Origin of the sequence: Antarcticibacterium flavum (assembly GCF_006159205.1) — a bacterium.
Lineage (GTDB): Bacteria > Bacteroidota > Bacteroidia > Flavobacteriales > Flavobacteriaceae > Gillisia > Gillisia flava.
Map to the genome: position 1 here is coordinate 242,601 of NZ_CP040812.1, position 14,650 is coordinate 257,250.

The 14,650-nt window shown below is 41.8% G+C and carries 12 protein-coding genes; 9 read left to right on the top strand and 3 right to left on the bottom strand.

The annotated features are described in order from the left end of the window. Both pfkA and FHG64_RS01095 read left to right on the top strand, forming a co-directional pair. A complete protein-coding gene (gene pfkA / locus FHG64_RS01090; protein WP_139064680.1) occupies positions 1-987 on the top strand; it encodes a 6-phosphofructokinase in 987 nt (328 codons plus the stop codon). A 3-nt stretch (positions 988-990) separates the two neighbouring features. Next, complete coding sequence (locus tag FHG64_RS01095) at positions 991-1,353, top strand: methylglyoxal synthase (protein WP_139064681.1); 363 nt, start codon at positions 991-993, stop codon at positions 1,351-1,353. 64 nt (positions 1,354-1,417) lie between these two features. Here the strand turns inward: FHG64_RS01095 and FHG64_RS01100 are convergent, their stop codons facing one another. Both FHG64_RS01100 and FHG64_RS01105 read right to left on the bottom strand, forming a co-directional pair. Next, positions 1,418-1,798 (bottom strand): RidA family protein, encoded by a 381-nt coding sequence (locus FHG64_RS01100; RefSeq protein WP_139064682.1) that lies wholly within the window; start codon positions 1,796-1,798, stop codon positions 1,418-1,420. A 237-nt stretch (positions 1,799-2,035) separates the two neighbouring features. Then, a complete protein-coding gene (locus tag FHG64_RS01105) occupies positions 2,036-4,750 on the bottom strand; it encodes a putative LPS assembly protein LptD (protein WP_168191294.1) in 2,715 nt (904 codons plus the stop codon). A gap of 137 nt (positions 4,751-4,887) precedes the next feature. Here FHG64_RS01105 and FHG64_RS01110 point away from each other — a divergent pair, with 137 nt between their 5' ends. The 7 genes from FHG64_RS01110 (at position 4,888) to bshA (ending at position 14,018) form a co-directional block, all read left to right on the top strand. Continuing rightward, on the top strand, positions 4,888-6,003 hold the full coding sequence (locus FHG64_RS01110) for an N-acetylmuramoyl-L-alanine amidase family protein (protein ID WP_139064683.1): 1,116 nt from the start codon (positions 4,888-4,890) through the stop codon (positions 6,001-6,003). Between the two features lie 55 nt (positions 6,004-6,058). Then, complete coding sequence (locus FHG64_RS01115; protein WP_139064684.1) at positions 6,059-7,009, top strand: MlaD family protein; 951 nt, start codon at positions 6,059-6,061, stop codon at positions 7,007-7,009. A gap of 9 nt (positions 7,010-7,018) precedes the next feature. Beyond that, positions 7,019-8,359 (top strand): (Fe-S)-binding protein, encoded by a 1,341-nt coding sequence (locus tag FHG64_RS01120; RefSeq protein ID WP_139064685.1) that lies wholly within the window; start codon positions 7,019-7,021, stop codon positions 8,357-8,359. A 76-nt stretch (positions 8,360-8,435) separates the two neighbouring features. After that, on the top strand, positions 8,436-9,227 hold the full coding sequence (locus tag FHG64_RS01125) for a (Fe-S)-binding protein (protein ID WP_139064686.1): 792 nt from the start codon (positions 8,436-8,438) through the stop codon (positions 9,225-9,227). A 190-nt stretch (positions 9,228-9,417) separates the two neighbouring features. Continuing rightward, the gene (locus tag FHG64_RS01130) at positions 9,418-9,903 is read left to right on the top strand and encodes an ABC transporter ATPase (protein WP_139064687.1); all 486 of its coding nucleotides are present in this window, start codon (positions 9,418-9,420) and stop codon (positions 9,901-9,903) included. 8 nt (positions 9,904-9,911) lie between these two features. Continuing rightward, a complete protein-coding gene (locus FHG64_RS01135) occupies positions 9,912-12,839 on the top strand; it encodes a glycoside hydrolase family 3 N-terminal domain-containing protein (protein ID WP_139064688.1) in 2,928 nt (975 codons plus the stop codon). Positions 12,840-12,875: 36 nt separating this feature from the next. Beyond that, entirely contained in the window at positions 12,876-14,018 is a 1,143-nt protein-coding gene (bshA, locus tag FHG64_RS01140) for an N-acetyl-alpha-D-glucosaminyl L-malate synthase BshA (protein WP_139064689.1), read from the top strand. A gap of 34 nt (positions 14,019-14,052) precedes the next feature. On the opposite strand, the gene FHG64_RS01145 is transcribed toward bshA, so the two are convergent. Continuing rightward, entirely contained in the window at positions 14,053-14,547 is a 495-nt protein-coding gene (locus FHG64_RS01145) for a hypothetical protein (RefSeq protein WP_139064690.1), read from the bottom strand. Between the last annotated feature and the right edge of the window lie 103 nt (positions 14,548-14,650).

Sequence of the window (14,650 nt, forward strand, 5' to 3'; positions counted from 1 at the left end):
ATGGCAAAAAAAATACAGCGTATTGGAGTACTAACATCTGGGGGGGACGCTCCCGGTATGAATGCAGCAATAAGAGCAGTAGTAAGGGCATGCGCCTATTATCATACAGATTGTGTAGGATTCTATCGGGGATTCCAGGGTGTGATCGAAGGAGATTATGAAGAATTAAATGCACGTAGTGTAAGAAATATTATCTCAAGAGGCGGTACCATATTAAAATCTGCACGTTCCAGGGAGTTCCTTACCAAAGAAGGCAGGCAAAAAGCTGCCGATACTATTAAGAAGGCAGAAATTGATGCCCTGGTCCTCATTGGTGGTGATGGTACTTTTCGCGGCGGGAAGATCTTTAACGAAGAGCACAATATATCTGTTATAGGAGTTCCGGGAACTATTGATAATGATATTTTCGGAACAAATTATACCATAGGGTATGACACAGCTCTAAATACCGTGGTTGAAGCTATTGATAAAATAAGGGATACAGCAAGCTCCCATAACAGGTTGTTCTTTGTGGAAGTAATGGGGCGTGATGCCGGTTTCATCGCTCTTAACAGCGGAATTGGAGCAGGGGCAGAGGAAATTCTAATTCCTGAAGAAAACCTTGGGCTGGAAAGATTGCTTTTTTCACTGGAAAGAAGCCGAAGATCTGGTAAAACCTCCAGTATAGTTGTGGTTTCTGAAGGTGATAAAATAGGAAAGAACGTTTTCCAGCTGGCAGAATATGTTACTCAGAATTTACCTGACTATGATGCCCGGGTAACAGTCCTGGGGCATATACAAAGGGGAGGAAGCCCATCCTGTTTTGACAGGGTACTGGCCAGCAGGCTTTGCGTGCGGGCGGTGGAACTGCTCCTGGACGGGCAAACCAATATGATGGTTGGCTTTATAAATAATAAAGTGGAATCCTGCAGTCTGGAGGACGCTCTTAAATCAAAACCCGACATAAATAAGGACCTTTTAAGAATTTCAGATATACTTTCAACTTAGCCCATGACAATTGCAATTATAGCCCACGATGGCAAAAAGGCCGAAATGGTCCAGTTCCTCAATGAGAACAAGACCACATTAAAAGGAAAAAACGTGCATCTTATAGCCACGGGCACAACCGGCCTTAAGGCTGAAGCCGCCGGATTCCAGGTAGAGAAACTACTCTCTGGCCCGGTAGGAGGGGATGCACAAATAGCTTCAAGGCTGGCAGAGGGGAAAGTAGATATGATCTTCTTCTTCAGGGATCCCCTCGATAAACATCCACATGAACCCGATATCATTATGCTGCTAAGGTTATGTGATGTTCACAATATCCCCATTGCTACCAATCCGGCTACTGCAGGTTTATTGATAAAGGGGATATAGGATTTTTAGAAGGTATATGCAGGAGGGTTTCGATAAAGAGAAACAGAGCCCTTTTTATCGTTATTTATTTAACTGCAATTGCACTTATCTCCACATTTACAAATTTGGGTAAGTTAGCCACTTCCACCGTTTCCCTTGCCGGGGCTGTCTCGGGATCAAAATACTTCCCATAGACCTCATTGATCCGTGAAAAATTATTCATATCGCTAATGAAAATGGAAGTTTTGATCACATTCTCAAAGGTCATTCCTGCTTCTGTCAAAATAGCTTTTAGGTTCTCCATTACAAGTGTAGTCTCTCTTTCAAGATTTTCCACCTCGAGTTCATTGGTTTCAGGATTTATTGCGATTTGTCCGGAGGTATAAAGCATATTCCCACAAAGCACCGCCTGATTGTAAGGACCTATAGGCGTAGGGGCATTGTTGGTTTTGATGATCTTTTTCATGAGTTTTTCTGTTTACTGTTTTCTGTTTTCCGTTTAGCGTTTGTAGTTTGTTGTTTGTTGTTCCCCTCATGAGAATAAAGATACCTCGATATTTATTTTTAATAAAGTAAGAATGTAAAAATACCGAAAGAGAAATTAACTAATTAACGATTTCCTAAACCTTAACTCCTAACTCTTAACTCATCTCAATACTAACATCTCAATACTCAATACTAACATCTCAATACTCAATACTAACTAAAGTCTCCTATCTGGCTCATTCCGTTTATCGTACTTAATATCCCTTAGGATCGCACTCTTTATCCCAATGAAGAAATACCAGGAGGCACGTGGGCTAAAGGGTACCCAGTTAAAGCTCATCCTCCAGCTGTCCAGGTCTCGCTGGAAACGCAGCTGGGTATAGGTAAATCCGGCATCTTTAAGGTCAAATCCTGAAGAACCTCCAACCACCCATTTTGGAGCGATCTCTATATCCCCCGAAAACATGATAGAGTGGGAAGAGATCTCATTTTGTCTTGCGGTATTATTATAGGTCATAGTATACTGCATCCTGAAGTTCCACGGGATCTTGTAATTATACCACTGGTCATTTTCCCTTTCATCACCTTCAAAGACATCTTCCTCTTCATCAAAGAACCTGCCGTCTACATCTGTTCCCTTACCAAAGAGATCATCTGGGCGGCCACCACCTCTAAAGGTTTCATTGTCTATCCTGTCCTTATTTTCCCCGGCATCATCTGTAAAGTCCTTGCTGGAGAAGTTATACCCAAAGCTTACATTGGCCATGGTGAATCGAAAAAGGCTCCCGCCATTTGCTATATTTAACTTATCTATCCTTCGATTATTATTATCCAGGGCGTACATGTCAAGGTTGGCCACGACATTGATATCAAGCTTATTTTGAATGATAGGAATACTTCCACGCATATTTATTGGGGCCAGCCTCAGGGAATCTCCTGCCAGGTTATAGGCGGTCCCCACACTAAAGTTGTTAAGCAGGGTAATCTTTTTGGGTTCAGTAGCCGTGCTGTCCTTATCCCGAACTTTTGCCTCCAGCGTGTTACTTATACTCAGGCCCAGGGAACTTGCAAAGTTTTGTCCCGGGGGGCTGTACAAAGAACCCTGGAACCTGGAATATTCCACGATCCTGTTAAGGGCCGGGTCCTGCTCGTTAACAATTTCATATTCATCCCAGTATTGGTCAAAAGCAGGATTTATATTGTAACTTATAGAAGGACGCATCACATGTCTAATAGCCTGAATTTTCTTATCCCTGCCAAAACTTTTCATTCCATAAAGAGTTGTTCCCACACTGGTATTGAAGTTATAACTTCTGAAGGAATCAAAACCTCTTATAGTATCTACAACAACCTGCCGGGTATTGGGATCATATGACCTGTCAAAAGTCTTAAAAACCCAGCTCTCCTGGTAATTGGCACTGGAGGTTACACTAAAATGCCTGAATAATTTAAAGTTGGTGGACAATGGGATACTGTGCTGCACCCCATAATTGGCATCCCTGAACATTTGTGGGGAGAGGAATAAGGAATCTGTGGTAGATATCCTGTTTTCTGCCCTCATATTATATTGGAGGTTGATATTTTCTATCAAACCTTTTTTAACCCCCAGCTTAGGTGCAAGTGGAAAAATACGCCCCATACTTGCCTGTAATGTTGGCAGGGTCATGTCTATTTGCTGGGTATTGGTGTTTTGCTGGTGGGTTGCGGCAATGTTGATGTTCACATTTGGCTCCCCGTCAAAGGTCTTGGAATAGGAAACAGAGGAACGAAGGGTGTTGTTAAGGAAATTGGCCGTATTGGATTGGTTTACCGACTCCTGATAATAATTGCTACTCCCCAGGTTTACCGATGCTGAAAATCTTGAACTTGGATTTGCTTTTGCGTCCTGGTTGTGGGTCCACTGCAGGTTGTAAACCGTTCTTTGAGAAAAATCGGGGAATCCACGTTCGCTATCAAGTAAATTCTCATACCTGAAATTTAGATTCCCCCGGAATTTGTACCTCACGGCATAATTTGATTCCAGCCTTAGCCCATAACTTCCATTCGTATAGTAATCTCCCAGGACCAGGAGATCTGCATAATCACTTATTGCAAAATAGTATCCTCCATTTTGTAAGAAATACCCTCGTTGATTTGTTTGTCCAAAGGAAGGAATTATAAAGCCCGAGGTTTGCTCCTCTGTCATAGGAAAATAACCGAAAGGAAGCCCCAGGGGAGTTGGAACATCTGCAATGTACATATTCACCAGGCCACTCACGATCTTCTTTTGAGGAACAAATTTTATTCGCCGCGCGTAGAAGTAATAATCTGGATTCTCTTCATCTTCAGAAGTGGTGAACCTTACATTCTGCATATAGTAAACAGAATCGTTCTGTCTTTTGGTCACTTCGCCTATAACATTAAAAGAACCCTGATTGGTCCTGGAATTATAAACCAGTGCCTTTTGGGAACTAAAATTAAACCGGATGGAATCCGGTTCTACTGTATTCTGCCCCTGTGTAAATATGGGCTTCTGGGAGTATGCACCTGTGGAATCTGGGATTCCAAATGCATAAACTTCGTTTTTATTATTGTCTACTATGATTAAACCGGCAGTAATAACCATATCTTCGTATGTGATCTGGGCCTGATTATAAAGGTACATGCGGTTCTCTTTGGGGCTAAGGCGCATATAATCCACTGCTTCATATTTCACAACATCTGTAAGCAATTGAGGTCTTCGAATGGTATCTGTGAAAACAGTATCCTGTCTTACCTCCGGCATAGGAAGCAAAGGGGAGATAGCAAGGGAATCACTTACCCCTGTGACAGTATCGCGCTGGGCTTCAATACGAACCTCATTTGCAGTCTTGATTTCCTGGGCAAGGGAAATTCCATGCCCGGCAAACAAAAAAACTATAAAAAAAAGAGTATTAAGTGAGTTTGTCTGCAATGGTTTTCGTGCTATTTTTGTACAGAATGGCTTGCTTTTTGAATAACCAAAATTACATATATTTTTTTAGCTTCCTTTTCGGATTTAAAAAAAATAAGACTTTAAAATAATTGACCTAATCATATCGTTAGATATTTATGAGAACGAACCCCATTAAGCTTTTCGTATTATTCTTGACCGCATTTGTATTTATTGCCTCCACACCCGCGCAAAATGGCCCGGGTAAAAAACAATTTGTGGTAGTACTTGACGCCGGGCATGGTGGAAAGGACCCCGGGAACCGGGGAGGTGGTTTTAAGGAAAAGGACATTGCACTCAACATAGTGCTGCAGGTAGGAAGACAACTTGAGAAAGATCCCAATGTAAAGGTGATTTATACAAGGGATAAGGATATATTTATTCCCCTGGACCAGCGGGCCAAAATAGCCAATGAAGCCAAGGCCGACCTTTTTGTATCTGTCCACTGTAACGCCCACAACTCGCAGGCATATGGCACAGAGACCTTTGTATTAGGACTTCACAGGAATCAAACCAACTTTGAGGTTGCAAAAAGAGAGAACTCGGTAATTTTCCTTGAAGAGGATTATGATATAACTTATGGCGGGTTTGATCCAAATTCTCCCGAATCCTATATTGGAATGATGATCATGCAGGAGGAATACCTGGAGCAAAGTATTTTGCTGGCAGATTTCGTACAGAAGAAATTCACCAATGATCTAAAGAGGAACAACAGGGGAGTAAAGCAGGCAGGTTTCCTTGTACTGCACCAAACCTATATGCCAAGCGTGCTTATTGAAACAGGTTTCCTTACAAACAATAGCGAGGGAGCGTATTTGAACAGCAGTACCGGCCAGTCAAAAATGGCAGAGGCTATCACCAATGCAATTGTAGATTACAGCCACACTATTAACCTGGCTACCCTTGAAAATATTTCAGAAGAAGTAGCGGCAGAGATCGTTACATCCGAGCCTGTTATAGATATTTATGATGGTGTCACCTTTAAGGTGCAGCTGGCTGCAAGTTCCAAAAAACTTGAGCCCAAATCATCCAACTTTAAAGGATTGACCCCCGTATTTAGGGAAAAAGAAGGAAAGCTTTATAAATATTACTATGGAGCTACCTCCAGTTATTCCCAAATTCAAAAACTTCACCAGCAGGCAAAAGCAAAGGGATATCCAAGCAGTTACGTAGTCGCATTCAGGGAAGGCAATAAGATTACAGTTAATGAGGCGTTAAATTCACAGAGCAAATAGGGGTACATTCCTATATTTATTTCTAAATTTGTACGTATTCTAAAAAAATAAGCTTTTGAAATATTCTAAAGAGGTTAAAACCGGTATTTTGGCTGTTATAGCCATTTTAATACTAATATTTGGTTATAGTTTTTTGAAAGGACAAAATCTCTTAGACTCCAGCAGAACATTTCACGCAATTTATGCCGATGTTGAAGGGCTTTCAACCTCCTCTCCCGTAACTATTAACGGGCACAAGGTTGGCCAGGTGACAAGGATTGGTTTCCTTGATGAAACCGGTCTTCTTTTGGTAACCTTCACCGTGGATACAGATTTTAAATTCTCTAAAAATAGTCTCGCACAGGTGTATGGAGGTGGTATTATTGGAGGGAAATCCCTTGGAATTGTTCCTGAATATGAAATGGGACAAATGGCCAAATCTGGCGATACCCTGCCCAGCGATATTGAAGAGGGTATTATGGAACTTGTGAATGAGAGGCTTACCCCGCTTCAAATTAAAGTTGAAAGGGCAATTGTGAGTACAGATTCTCTTTTGACTTCCCTAAATGAGGTACTTAATCCTGAAACCCGCAACAATATAGCTCTTGCCCTGGAGGATCTGGCTTTGACAGTTTCTTCTATTAAAGGCACTGCAGAGTCACTAAACGGGATCGTAGCAGGAAATTCAGAAAAGCTGAACCGTACCTTCACCAATCTTGATGAAATGTCCGGAAACTTCAATAAGTTTTCAGATACTTTGGCACAGGTCAATATAGGTGCAATGACAAGAGATATCGAAAAGGTAATTGCAGATTTTGAACAGCTTTCCAATAACCTTAACAGTGGGAGAGGTACTGCAGGTAAACTACTTACAGATGATTCGGTATATGAAAATCTTGAAAGGGCTACCAGTGAACTGGAACAACTCCTGCAGGATGTCAAGCTCAACCCAAAACGCTATGTCCATTTCTCTGTATTCGGTAAAAGTGGAAGGCCTTATGAACCTGTAAGGGATACAATTAACTAAACCAGCAATATGCAATTTCTTGCTCAAATTCTCTTTGTGATCGCCCTGGTAGCGGGCGTTGGACTATTTATCCGAAATATTCGAAGGATCATTAGGAATATCAAACTGGGACGACCCGTAGATCGAAAGGACAATCCCGGGGAACGTTTTGCAATGATGGCCCGGATCGCATTTGGACAGTCCAAGATGGTAAAGAGGCCGCTTTCAGGTTTTCTTCACATTATAGTTTATCTGGGCTTTATCATAATAAATATTGAAGTGTTGGAGATCATCATAGATGGGATCTTTGGTACTCACAGGGTAATGGGTGCCGCCGGCCCTCCTTATAATTTTTTAATTGGTGCCTTTGAGATCCTTGCCTTCCTCGTGCTGGTTGGCGTAATTGTCTTCTGGACCAGAAGGAACATCTCGAACATTTATAGGTTCCTGGGGAATGAACTTAAAGGATGGCCAAAGAATGATGCTAATTATATTCTTTATTTTGAAATGGTATTAATGACCCTGTTTCTGGTCATGAATGCTACAGATTATCAATTACAACTTAAGGAGGCTCCTTACTATTTCAGGGAAACAGGTATAATTGGTTCTTTTCCTATAAGCCAATTTCTCTCTCCAATCTTTGAAGATTTGAGTATCTCTACTCTTATCGTTATTGAAAGAGCCGCCTGGTGGTTACATATCCTGGGAATACTTTTCTTCCTGAATTATCTTTATTACTCAAAGCATCTTCACATACTACTGGCTTTCCCGAATGTGTATTTTGCAAAATTGACACCGCAAGGGCAATTCAATAATTTACAGTCTGTAACAGATGAAGTGAAACTCATGATGGATCCTGAAGCCGACCCTTATGCGGCCCCGGCTGATGCTGAAGAGGAAGAGATGCCGGCCAAATTTGGAGCATCAGATGTTATGGACCTAAACCAGGTACAGCTATTAAACGCCTACACCTGTACAGAATGTGGAAGGTGCACCTCTGAATGTCCTGCCAACAGAACAGGGAAAAAACTTTCTCCAAGAAAGATCATGATGGATACCCGTGACAGGCTGGAGGATGTGGGTGCGATCATCAATAAAAAAGGCAAATTTGAAGATGATGGCAAACAGTTACTGGATGATTATATTTTAAGAGAAGAACTTTGGGCATGTACAACTTGTAATGCCTGTGTGGAAGCCTGTCCTGTTGGGATAGATCCACTATCAATTATCCTGGATATGAGACGCTACTTAGTGATGGAAGAGAGTGCAGCTCCCAATGAACTGGCCATAGCAATGACAAATATTGAGAACAATGGAGCGCCCTGGCCATATAATCAAATGGACAGGTTGAACTGGGCTGACGAAAAATAGGAAAGAATCTAATTTATACACTATAAAATTGACCGGGTAGTACATATATCGTCAACCGGGTATAAAATATAAAAGAATGGCAGAAGCAATAAAAGTCCCCACAATGGCTGAATATATGGCCGAAGGAAAAAAACCTGAAGTTTTATTCTGGGTTGGTTGTATGGGAAGTTTTGACGACAGGGCTAAAAAAGTTACCAAGGCTTTTGTAAAATTATTGAGCGAGGCAAATGTAGATTTCGCCGTGCTGGGAACTGAAGAAAGCTGTACCGGAGATCCTGCCAAGCGTGCGGGAAATGAATTCCTTTTTCAAATGCAGGCAGTGACCAATATTGAGGTGCTTAACGGTTATGAGATCAAAAAGGTTGTAACGGCCTGCCCTCATTGCTTTAACACAATAAAAAATGAATATCCCGTGCTTGGTGGTAACTATGAAGTAATGCACCATACGACTTTCCTTAAATCCTTGCTTGAAGAAGGTCGGCTTAAGGTTGAGGGTGGAAAATTTAAAGGTAAGAGGATCACCTTTCATGACCCCTGCTACCTGGGACGCGCCAATAACGTCTATGAAGCTCCAAGGGACTTGCTTAGAAAGCTCGAAGTGGAACTCGTAGAGATGAAAAAATGTAAAAAGAACGGGATGTGCTGTGGAGCCGGGGGTGGACAGATGTTCAAGGAACCGGAACCCGGTAACAAGGACGTAAACATTGCCAGGACAGAGCAGGCAATGGAAGTAAAACCGGAGATCATAGCAGCAGGTTGCCCGTTTTGTAATACCATGATGACAGATGGGGTTAAAAGCAAGGACCAGGAAAAGAATATTGAGGTAATGGATGTGGCAGAGATGATCGCCAATGCCCACGATCTTTAATTCAGAATAACCTGGAGAACTTCCGCCTGTAAAAAATAAAAAATTCCGGTTCTAATTCTCTATGGAACACAAACCGGAAGATGTCGTAATTATTTCAGAAGTAATTAGTTAAACTTTCCAATTTAGTGGTACTATTTTTGAAGCTACCCCAATTATACAGTAGCTTTGTGAAAAAATAATCCTCAACTAAATGTTTGTACCTTTTAACGAATTACCAGATACTTCCCGTGTATGGATCTATCAGGCCAACAGGTCTTTTACAGATGCCGAACTAACGGAGATTTCCTCTAGACTTGAAACTTTTTTAGCTGCCTGGACAGCTCATGGAGGTGATCTCAATGCTTCCTATGAAATTAAATACAGGAGGTTTATTATCATTGCTCTTGATCAGGAAGTGCGTGCAGCTACAGGATGTTCTATAGATGCTTCTGTGGCTTTCATACAGCAGCTCGAAAAGGACTACAATGTGGACCTTCTCGATAAGATGAATGTGAGCTATAAACAAGGGGAACACGTGGCCTTTAAAACCCTTATAGATTTCAGGAAAATGGCCAAGGACAAAGCAGTTTCTCCCAATACAATAGTTTTCAACAATTTGGTCAATAACAAGTATGAATATTTAAACGACTGGGAAGTCCCGGCAAAGGACAGCTGGCACAACCGGTTTTTAAAATAAAGGATTAAATGAGCATAAGGCCCCTTCATTTTCTTTTTCTAATAAGCATTCTTTTTCTCAATTTACCGGTTACCGCTCAATCCAATGATCCGCTGGAAACCGTTGATTTTGAGAACCAGCGAATGTGGGTGGACAGCATTTATAACAACCTTAGCCTGCAGGAGAAAGTTGGTCAGCTTTTTATGGTAGATCTCTTTTCTAACGGTTCAAGGGCAAGCCACAATAAAGTAAGAGGATTGATCACTGAGCAGCATATTGGTGGGGTGATCTTTTCAAAGGGTGGGCCCGGGCAGCAGGCAAAACTTAATAATGAATTTCAGGAACTGGCAAAGGTTCCCTTGCTCATAGGAATGGATGCTGAATGGGGCCTGGCGATGAGGCTGGATTCTACCTTTGCCCTGCCATGGAACATGACCCTGGGGGCGGTTCAAAGCCTTAAACTTATTGAAGAGGCAGGAGCTTCTATATCACGTCACTCCAGAAGATTAGGAGTGCATATAAATTTTGCTCCGGTCATTGATATTAACACCAATCCAGAGAATCCTATCATTGGGAACAGGGCCTTTGGGGAGGAAAAGATCAATGTGACCAATAAAGCATTAGCCTTTATGAAAGGGATGCACAGGGAGGGTATCCTCTCCAGTGCGAAACATTTCCCTGGACATGGAGACACAAATAGTGACAGTCACAAAACCCTGCCCACTATTTCTTTTTCTCGTGCCCGTATTGACAGTACAGAACTTTTTCCTTATTACAAACTCATAGATGAAGGGGTTTCCAGTATAATGGTAGCCCACCTCAATGTTCCAGGCCTGGAACGGGAAAAGAACCTGCCATCTTCACTTTCTAAAACCATTGTAACAGATCTTTTAAAGGAAAGACTGGGCTTCAAGGGTCTTATTTTCACTGATGCTCTGAATATGAAGGGAGCCTCCAATCACACCAGCCCGGGAGATATTGACCTTGCAGCATTCCTTGCAGGCAATGATATACTCTTGATATCTGAAGATGTACCGAAAGCTTCAGTGAAAATTATGGAGGCCTACAATAACGGCATTATAACAGAAGAAAGACTGTCGCATTCCGTAAAAAAAATACTGAAGGCAAAATACAAAGCAGGATTACATCATTACCTTCCTGTGAATCCTATTGGACTCGAAGAGAATTTACATACAGTGCAGGACAGGGTCCTCAATGAAGAACTATTTGAGAATGCAATTACCATCGTAAAGAATGATCTGGGGATCCTGCCTGTAAAAGACCTGGACACAAGGAAGATTGCCTATGTGCACTTTGGGGATGACAGTGGGGATGCTTTTTTAACCCAATTGCGCAAATATTCCCGCATTGATCACATAAAAGCAGAACGCCTGGATGAAATGATCTCGAAATTAAGAGAATATAATTTAGTGATCATAGGTTACCACAAATCCAATGCTTCCCCCTGGGCAAGGTATAAGTTTAGTCGTGATGAATTAACCTGGATTCACGAAATAGCAAAGAACAATCTCTCCATATTGAATGTATTTACCCGCCCTTATGCGCTGCTGGATCTAAATTCCTCCAGCCTTATGGAAGGGATCATTATGGGTTATCAGAATAGTCCCATAGCACAGGAAAAGACTGCGCAAATACTTTTTGGAGCATTGGAGGCGAGAGGGAAATTACCGGTGAGTGCAGGCGAGGAATTTCCTGCAGGTACAGGCTTCTATACCCGTGCTGTGAACAGGCTCTCTTACGGGATTCCAGAATCTGTAGGGCTGCGTTCCACCGGCCTGGCCAAGATAGATTCCCTTGTAGACCTGGCAATATCCAGGAAAATGACTCCGGGATTACAAGTGATGATTGCCCGCAGGGGAAAGGTTATCTATAACCGCAATGCAGGTTACCACACCTATGAAAAAAAGACCCCTGTAACAGATACCTCTCTATATGACCTGGCATCGCTTACGAAGATCCTTGCCAGCCTTCCTCTAATTATGGAACTTGAAGAAAGGGGTGTTATCAATTTTGACTCCCGGTTGGGAGAGCTTATGCCATATTTCATAGGGTCCAATAAGGAAAATATCCGGCTGCAGGATATGTTGCTTCATTATGGCCGGTTAAAAGCCTGGCTTCCGTTCTATGTTCCTACCATTGACCGGGCAACCAAAAGGCCATCCCTACAGTATTACAGGGAAAAACCAGTAGAGAATTTTAACCTGCAGGTGGCCAATGAAATGTATATAAGGAATGATATAAGGGATTCTATATTAGGAGTTATAAGAAGTAGTAGCCTTGAAAAACAGCTTGGTTACAAATACAGTGACCTGCCATTTTATATTATGAAATATTATCTGGAAGATCATCATAATGCTCCACTGGACCTTATTACCTACGACCGGTTCTATAATCCCCTTGGTGCAAATTACACGACATATTCTCCCCTGGAACATTTTTCCCTGGATCAAATTGTCCCTACTGAGGAAGATAAACTATGGCGGCGGCAAAGGGTACATGGGTTTGTACACGATCAGGGTGCTGCCATGCAGGGAGGTATAGGCGGCCACGCAGGCCTTTTCAGCAATGCTAATGATGTGACCAAGATCATGCAGCTATATCTCAATGGCGGGCATTATGGGGGCAGGAAATATCTCGAACAGGAAACCCTCGAGAAATTCAATACCTGTTATTATTGCGAAAACAATGTAAGGAGGGGTGTGGGTTTCGACAAACCTCAATTATCCCAGAGCGGTCCTACCTGTGGATGCGTTTCGCTGGCCAGTTTTGGACATAGTGGATTCACCGGGACCTTTGCCTGGGCAGATCCTGATGAAGAAATAGTGTATGTATTTCTTTCCAACAGGACTTATCCAGATGTGGATAACCGTGCCCTTATAAGGGAAAATATTAGAGAAAAGATACAGCAGGTGATCTATGATTCCATAGAATTTTAGGTAAATTAATTACCTTGCCTATAAATAACTTATTGAATGAGAATAGCCATAGTTTGCTATCCTACCTTTGGAGGTAGCGGGGTTGTAGCAACAGAACTTGGAATGGCCCTTTCTAAAAGAGGGCACGAGATCCATTTTATTACCTATAAGCAACCCGTGAGGCTCGAGCAACTCACCGGTAACATCCATTTTCATGAGGTCAATGTCCCTGAGTATCCTCTGTTTCATTTTCAGCCGTACGAGTTGGCATTGAGCAGCAAACTGGTGAATATGGTAAAGCTTTACGACATTGAACTACTCCATGTTCATTATGCCATTCCACATGCATATGCGGGATACATGGCCAAAAAGATGCTGGAGGAGGAAGGGATCTTTATACCAATGGTTACTACCCTGCATGGGACTGATATAACCCTTGTTGGAAACCATCCTTTCTATAAACCGGCGGTGACCTTTAGTATTAACAAAAGTGATGTGGTTACATCGGTTTCTGAAAGCTTAAAAGAGGATACACTTAGATCCTTTGAGATCACAAAAGAGATCAATGTTGTTCCTAACTTTATTGACAGTACAAAATATCTACGGGTGATGTCTGAATGCCAGCGAAGTTTAATGGCAGATGATGATGAATTCCTTATTTCTCACGTTAGTAACTTCAGGCCTGTAAAGCGTATTTTGGATGTGATAAAGATCTTTGCTATTATAAGCAGTAAGAAAAAAGCCAAGCTTATAATGGTGGGCGAGGGGCCTGAAAAAGAAAAGGCTGAGGATATGGCTTATGAATTGGGTCTTCAGGATAAGATCCTGTTTGTAGGACAAAGTAATGAGGTGGATAAGATCCTGTGCTTTAGTGATCTTTTCCTGCTTCCTTCAGAAAAAGAGAGTTTTGGACTGGCTGCCCTGGAAGCAATGGTCAACAGTGTACCTGTAATTTCTTCCAATACAGGAGGATTGCCAGAGGTGAATATACAGGGAGTGTCTGGTTACTTAAGCGATGTTGGAAATGTGGGGGAGATGGCAGAGAATGCCCTTGAGATCCTTAAAGATGAGGAAACCTTAAACAGGTTTAAAACAGCTGCAAGGAACCAGGCAAAAGCCTTTGATATTCATAAGATAGTACCGGTGTATGAAAATCTTTATCAAAAGGCACTTGATAAAATAAAAAAGGCGCAGATTTGATCTGCGCCTTTTCAAATTCTCTTTTTCAATATATCTAGAACTGGTATCTTACTCCAAGTGCAACATCTGGAGAGAATTCATTTAGTACATCGTAATCATTGAACCCAAATTCTGGTCTAAAATCCAGGGAAATCAATAATGGAATGTCGAAATTATATTCAATACCTACATTACCGGCAAGAAATAAAAAGGTTCCATCATTACCACGTCTTTCCAGTCTTCTTTTATCCTCAACGCTTCCAACTCCACCACCAACACCGGCGTACCAGTTGAAACCCGCTTCAATGTTCCAAACCCACTGGTAGATCGCTGCAAGCTTAAATGCGTCAAAACTGCTGTCATTTCTCCAACCAAGGTCAAGTTCCAGCCTGTTATTGTTCATTCCAAGAGCACGTTGGTAAGAAACCTCTGCTCCAAGACCGTCACCACCACCAAAACGTAGTCCTATGGCATTGTCTGCAATGGTTTGTGCCTGTGTAGTTAAACCGGCTCCTATAACGAATACTACTAGTAAAAATAATTTTTTCATATCTCTTCAGTTTTTAAATTGAAAGAGCAAATTTAAGTGTTAAAATTATACCCCCATACTGCGGTAAGCCAATGTATTGTTAATAATCATTAAAAACCTGTTA

Excerpts from the sequence above, each read along its gene's own strand:
- FHG64_RS01100 (WP_139064682.1), bottom strand. The coding sequence starts at position 1,798 with ATGAAAAAGATCATCAAAACCAACAATGCCCCTACGCCTATAGGTCCT.
- FHG64_RS01120 (WP_139064685.1), top strand. The coding sequence starts at position 7,019 with ATGCAATTTCTTGCTCAAATTCTCTTTGTGATCGCCCTGGTAGCGGGC.
- FHG64_RS01145 (WP_139064690.1), bottom strand. The coding sequence starts at position 14,547 with ATGAAAAAATTATTTTTACTAGTAGTATTCGTTATAGGAGCCGGTTTA.
- FHG64_RS01095 (WP_139064681.1), top strand. The coding sequence starts at position 991 with ATGACAATTGCAATTATAGCCCACGATGGCAAAAAGGCCGAAATGGTC.
- FHG64_RS01130 (WP_139064687.1), top strand. The coding sequence starts at position 9,418 with ATGTTTGTACCTTTTAACGAATTACCAGATACTTCCCGTGTATGGATC.
- FHG64_RS01125 (WP_139064686.1), top strand. The coding sequence starts at position 8,436 with ATGGCAGAAGCAATAAAAGTCCCCACAATGGCTGAATATATGGCCGAA.
- FHG64_RS01110 (WP_139064683.1), top strand. The coding sequence starts at position 4,888 with ATGAGAACGAACCCCATTAAGCTTTTCGTATTATTCTTGACCGCATTT.
- FHG64_RS01135 (WP_139064688.1), top strand. The coding sequence starts at position 9,912 with ATGAGCATAAGGCCCCTTCATTTTCTTTTTCTAATAAGCATTCTTTTT.
- pfkA (WP_139064680.1), top strand. The coding sequence starts at position 1 with ATGGCAAAAAAAATACAGCGTATTGGAGTACTAACATCTGGGGGGGAC.
- bshA (WP_139064689.1), top strand. The coding sequence starts at position 12,876 with ATGAGAATAGCCATAGTTTGCTATCCTACCTTTGGAGGTAGCGGGGTT.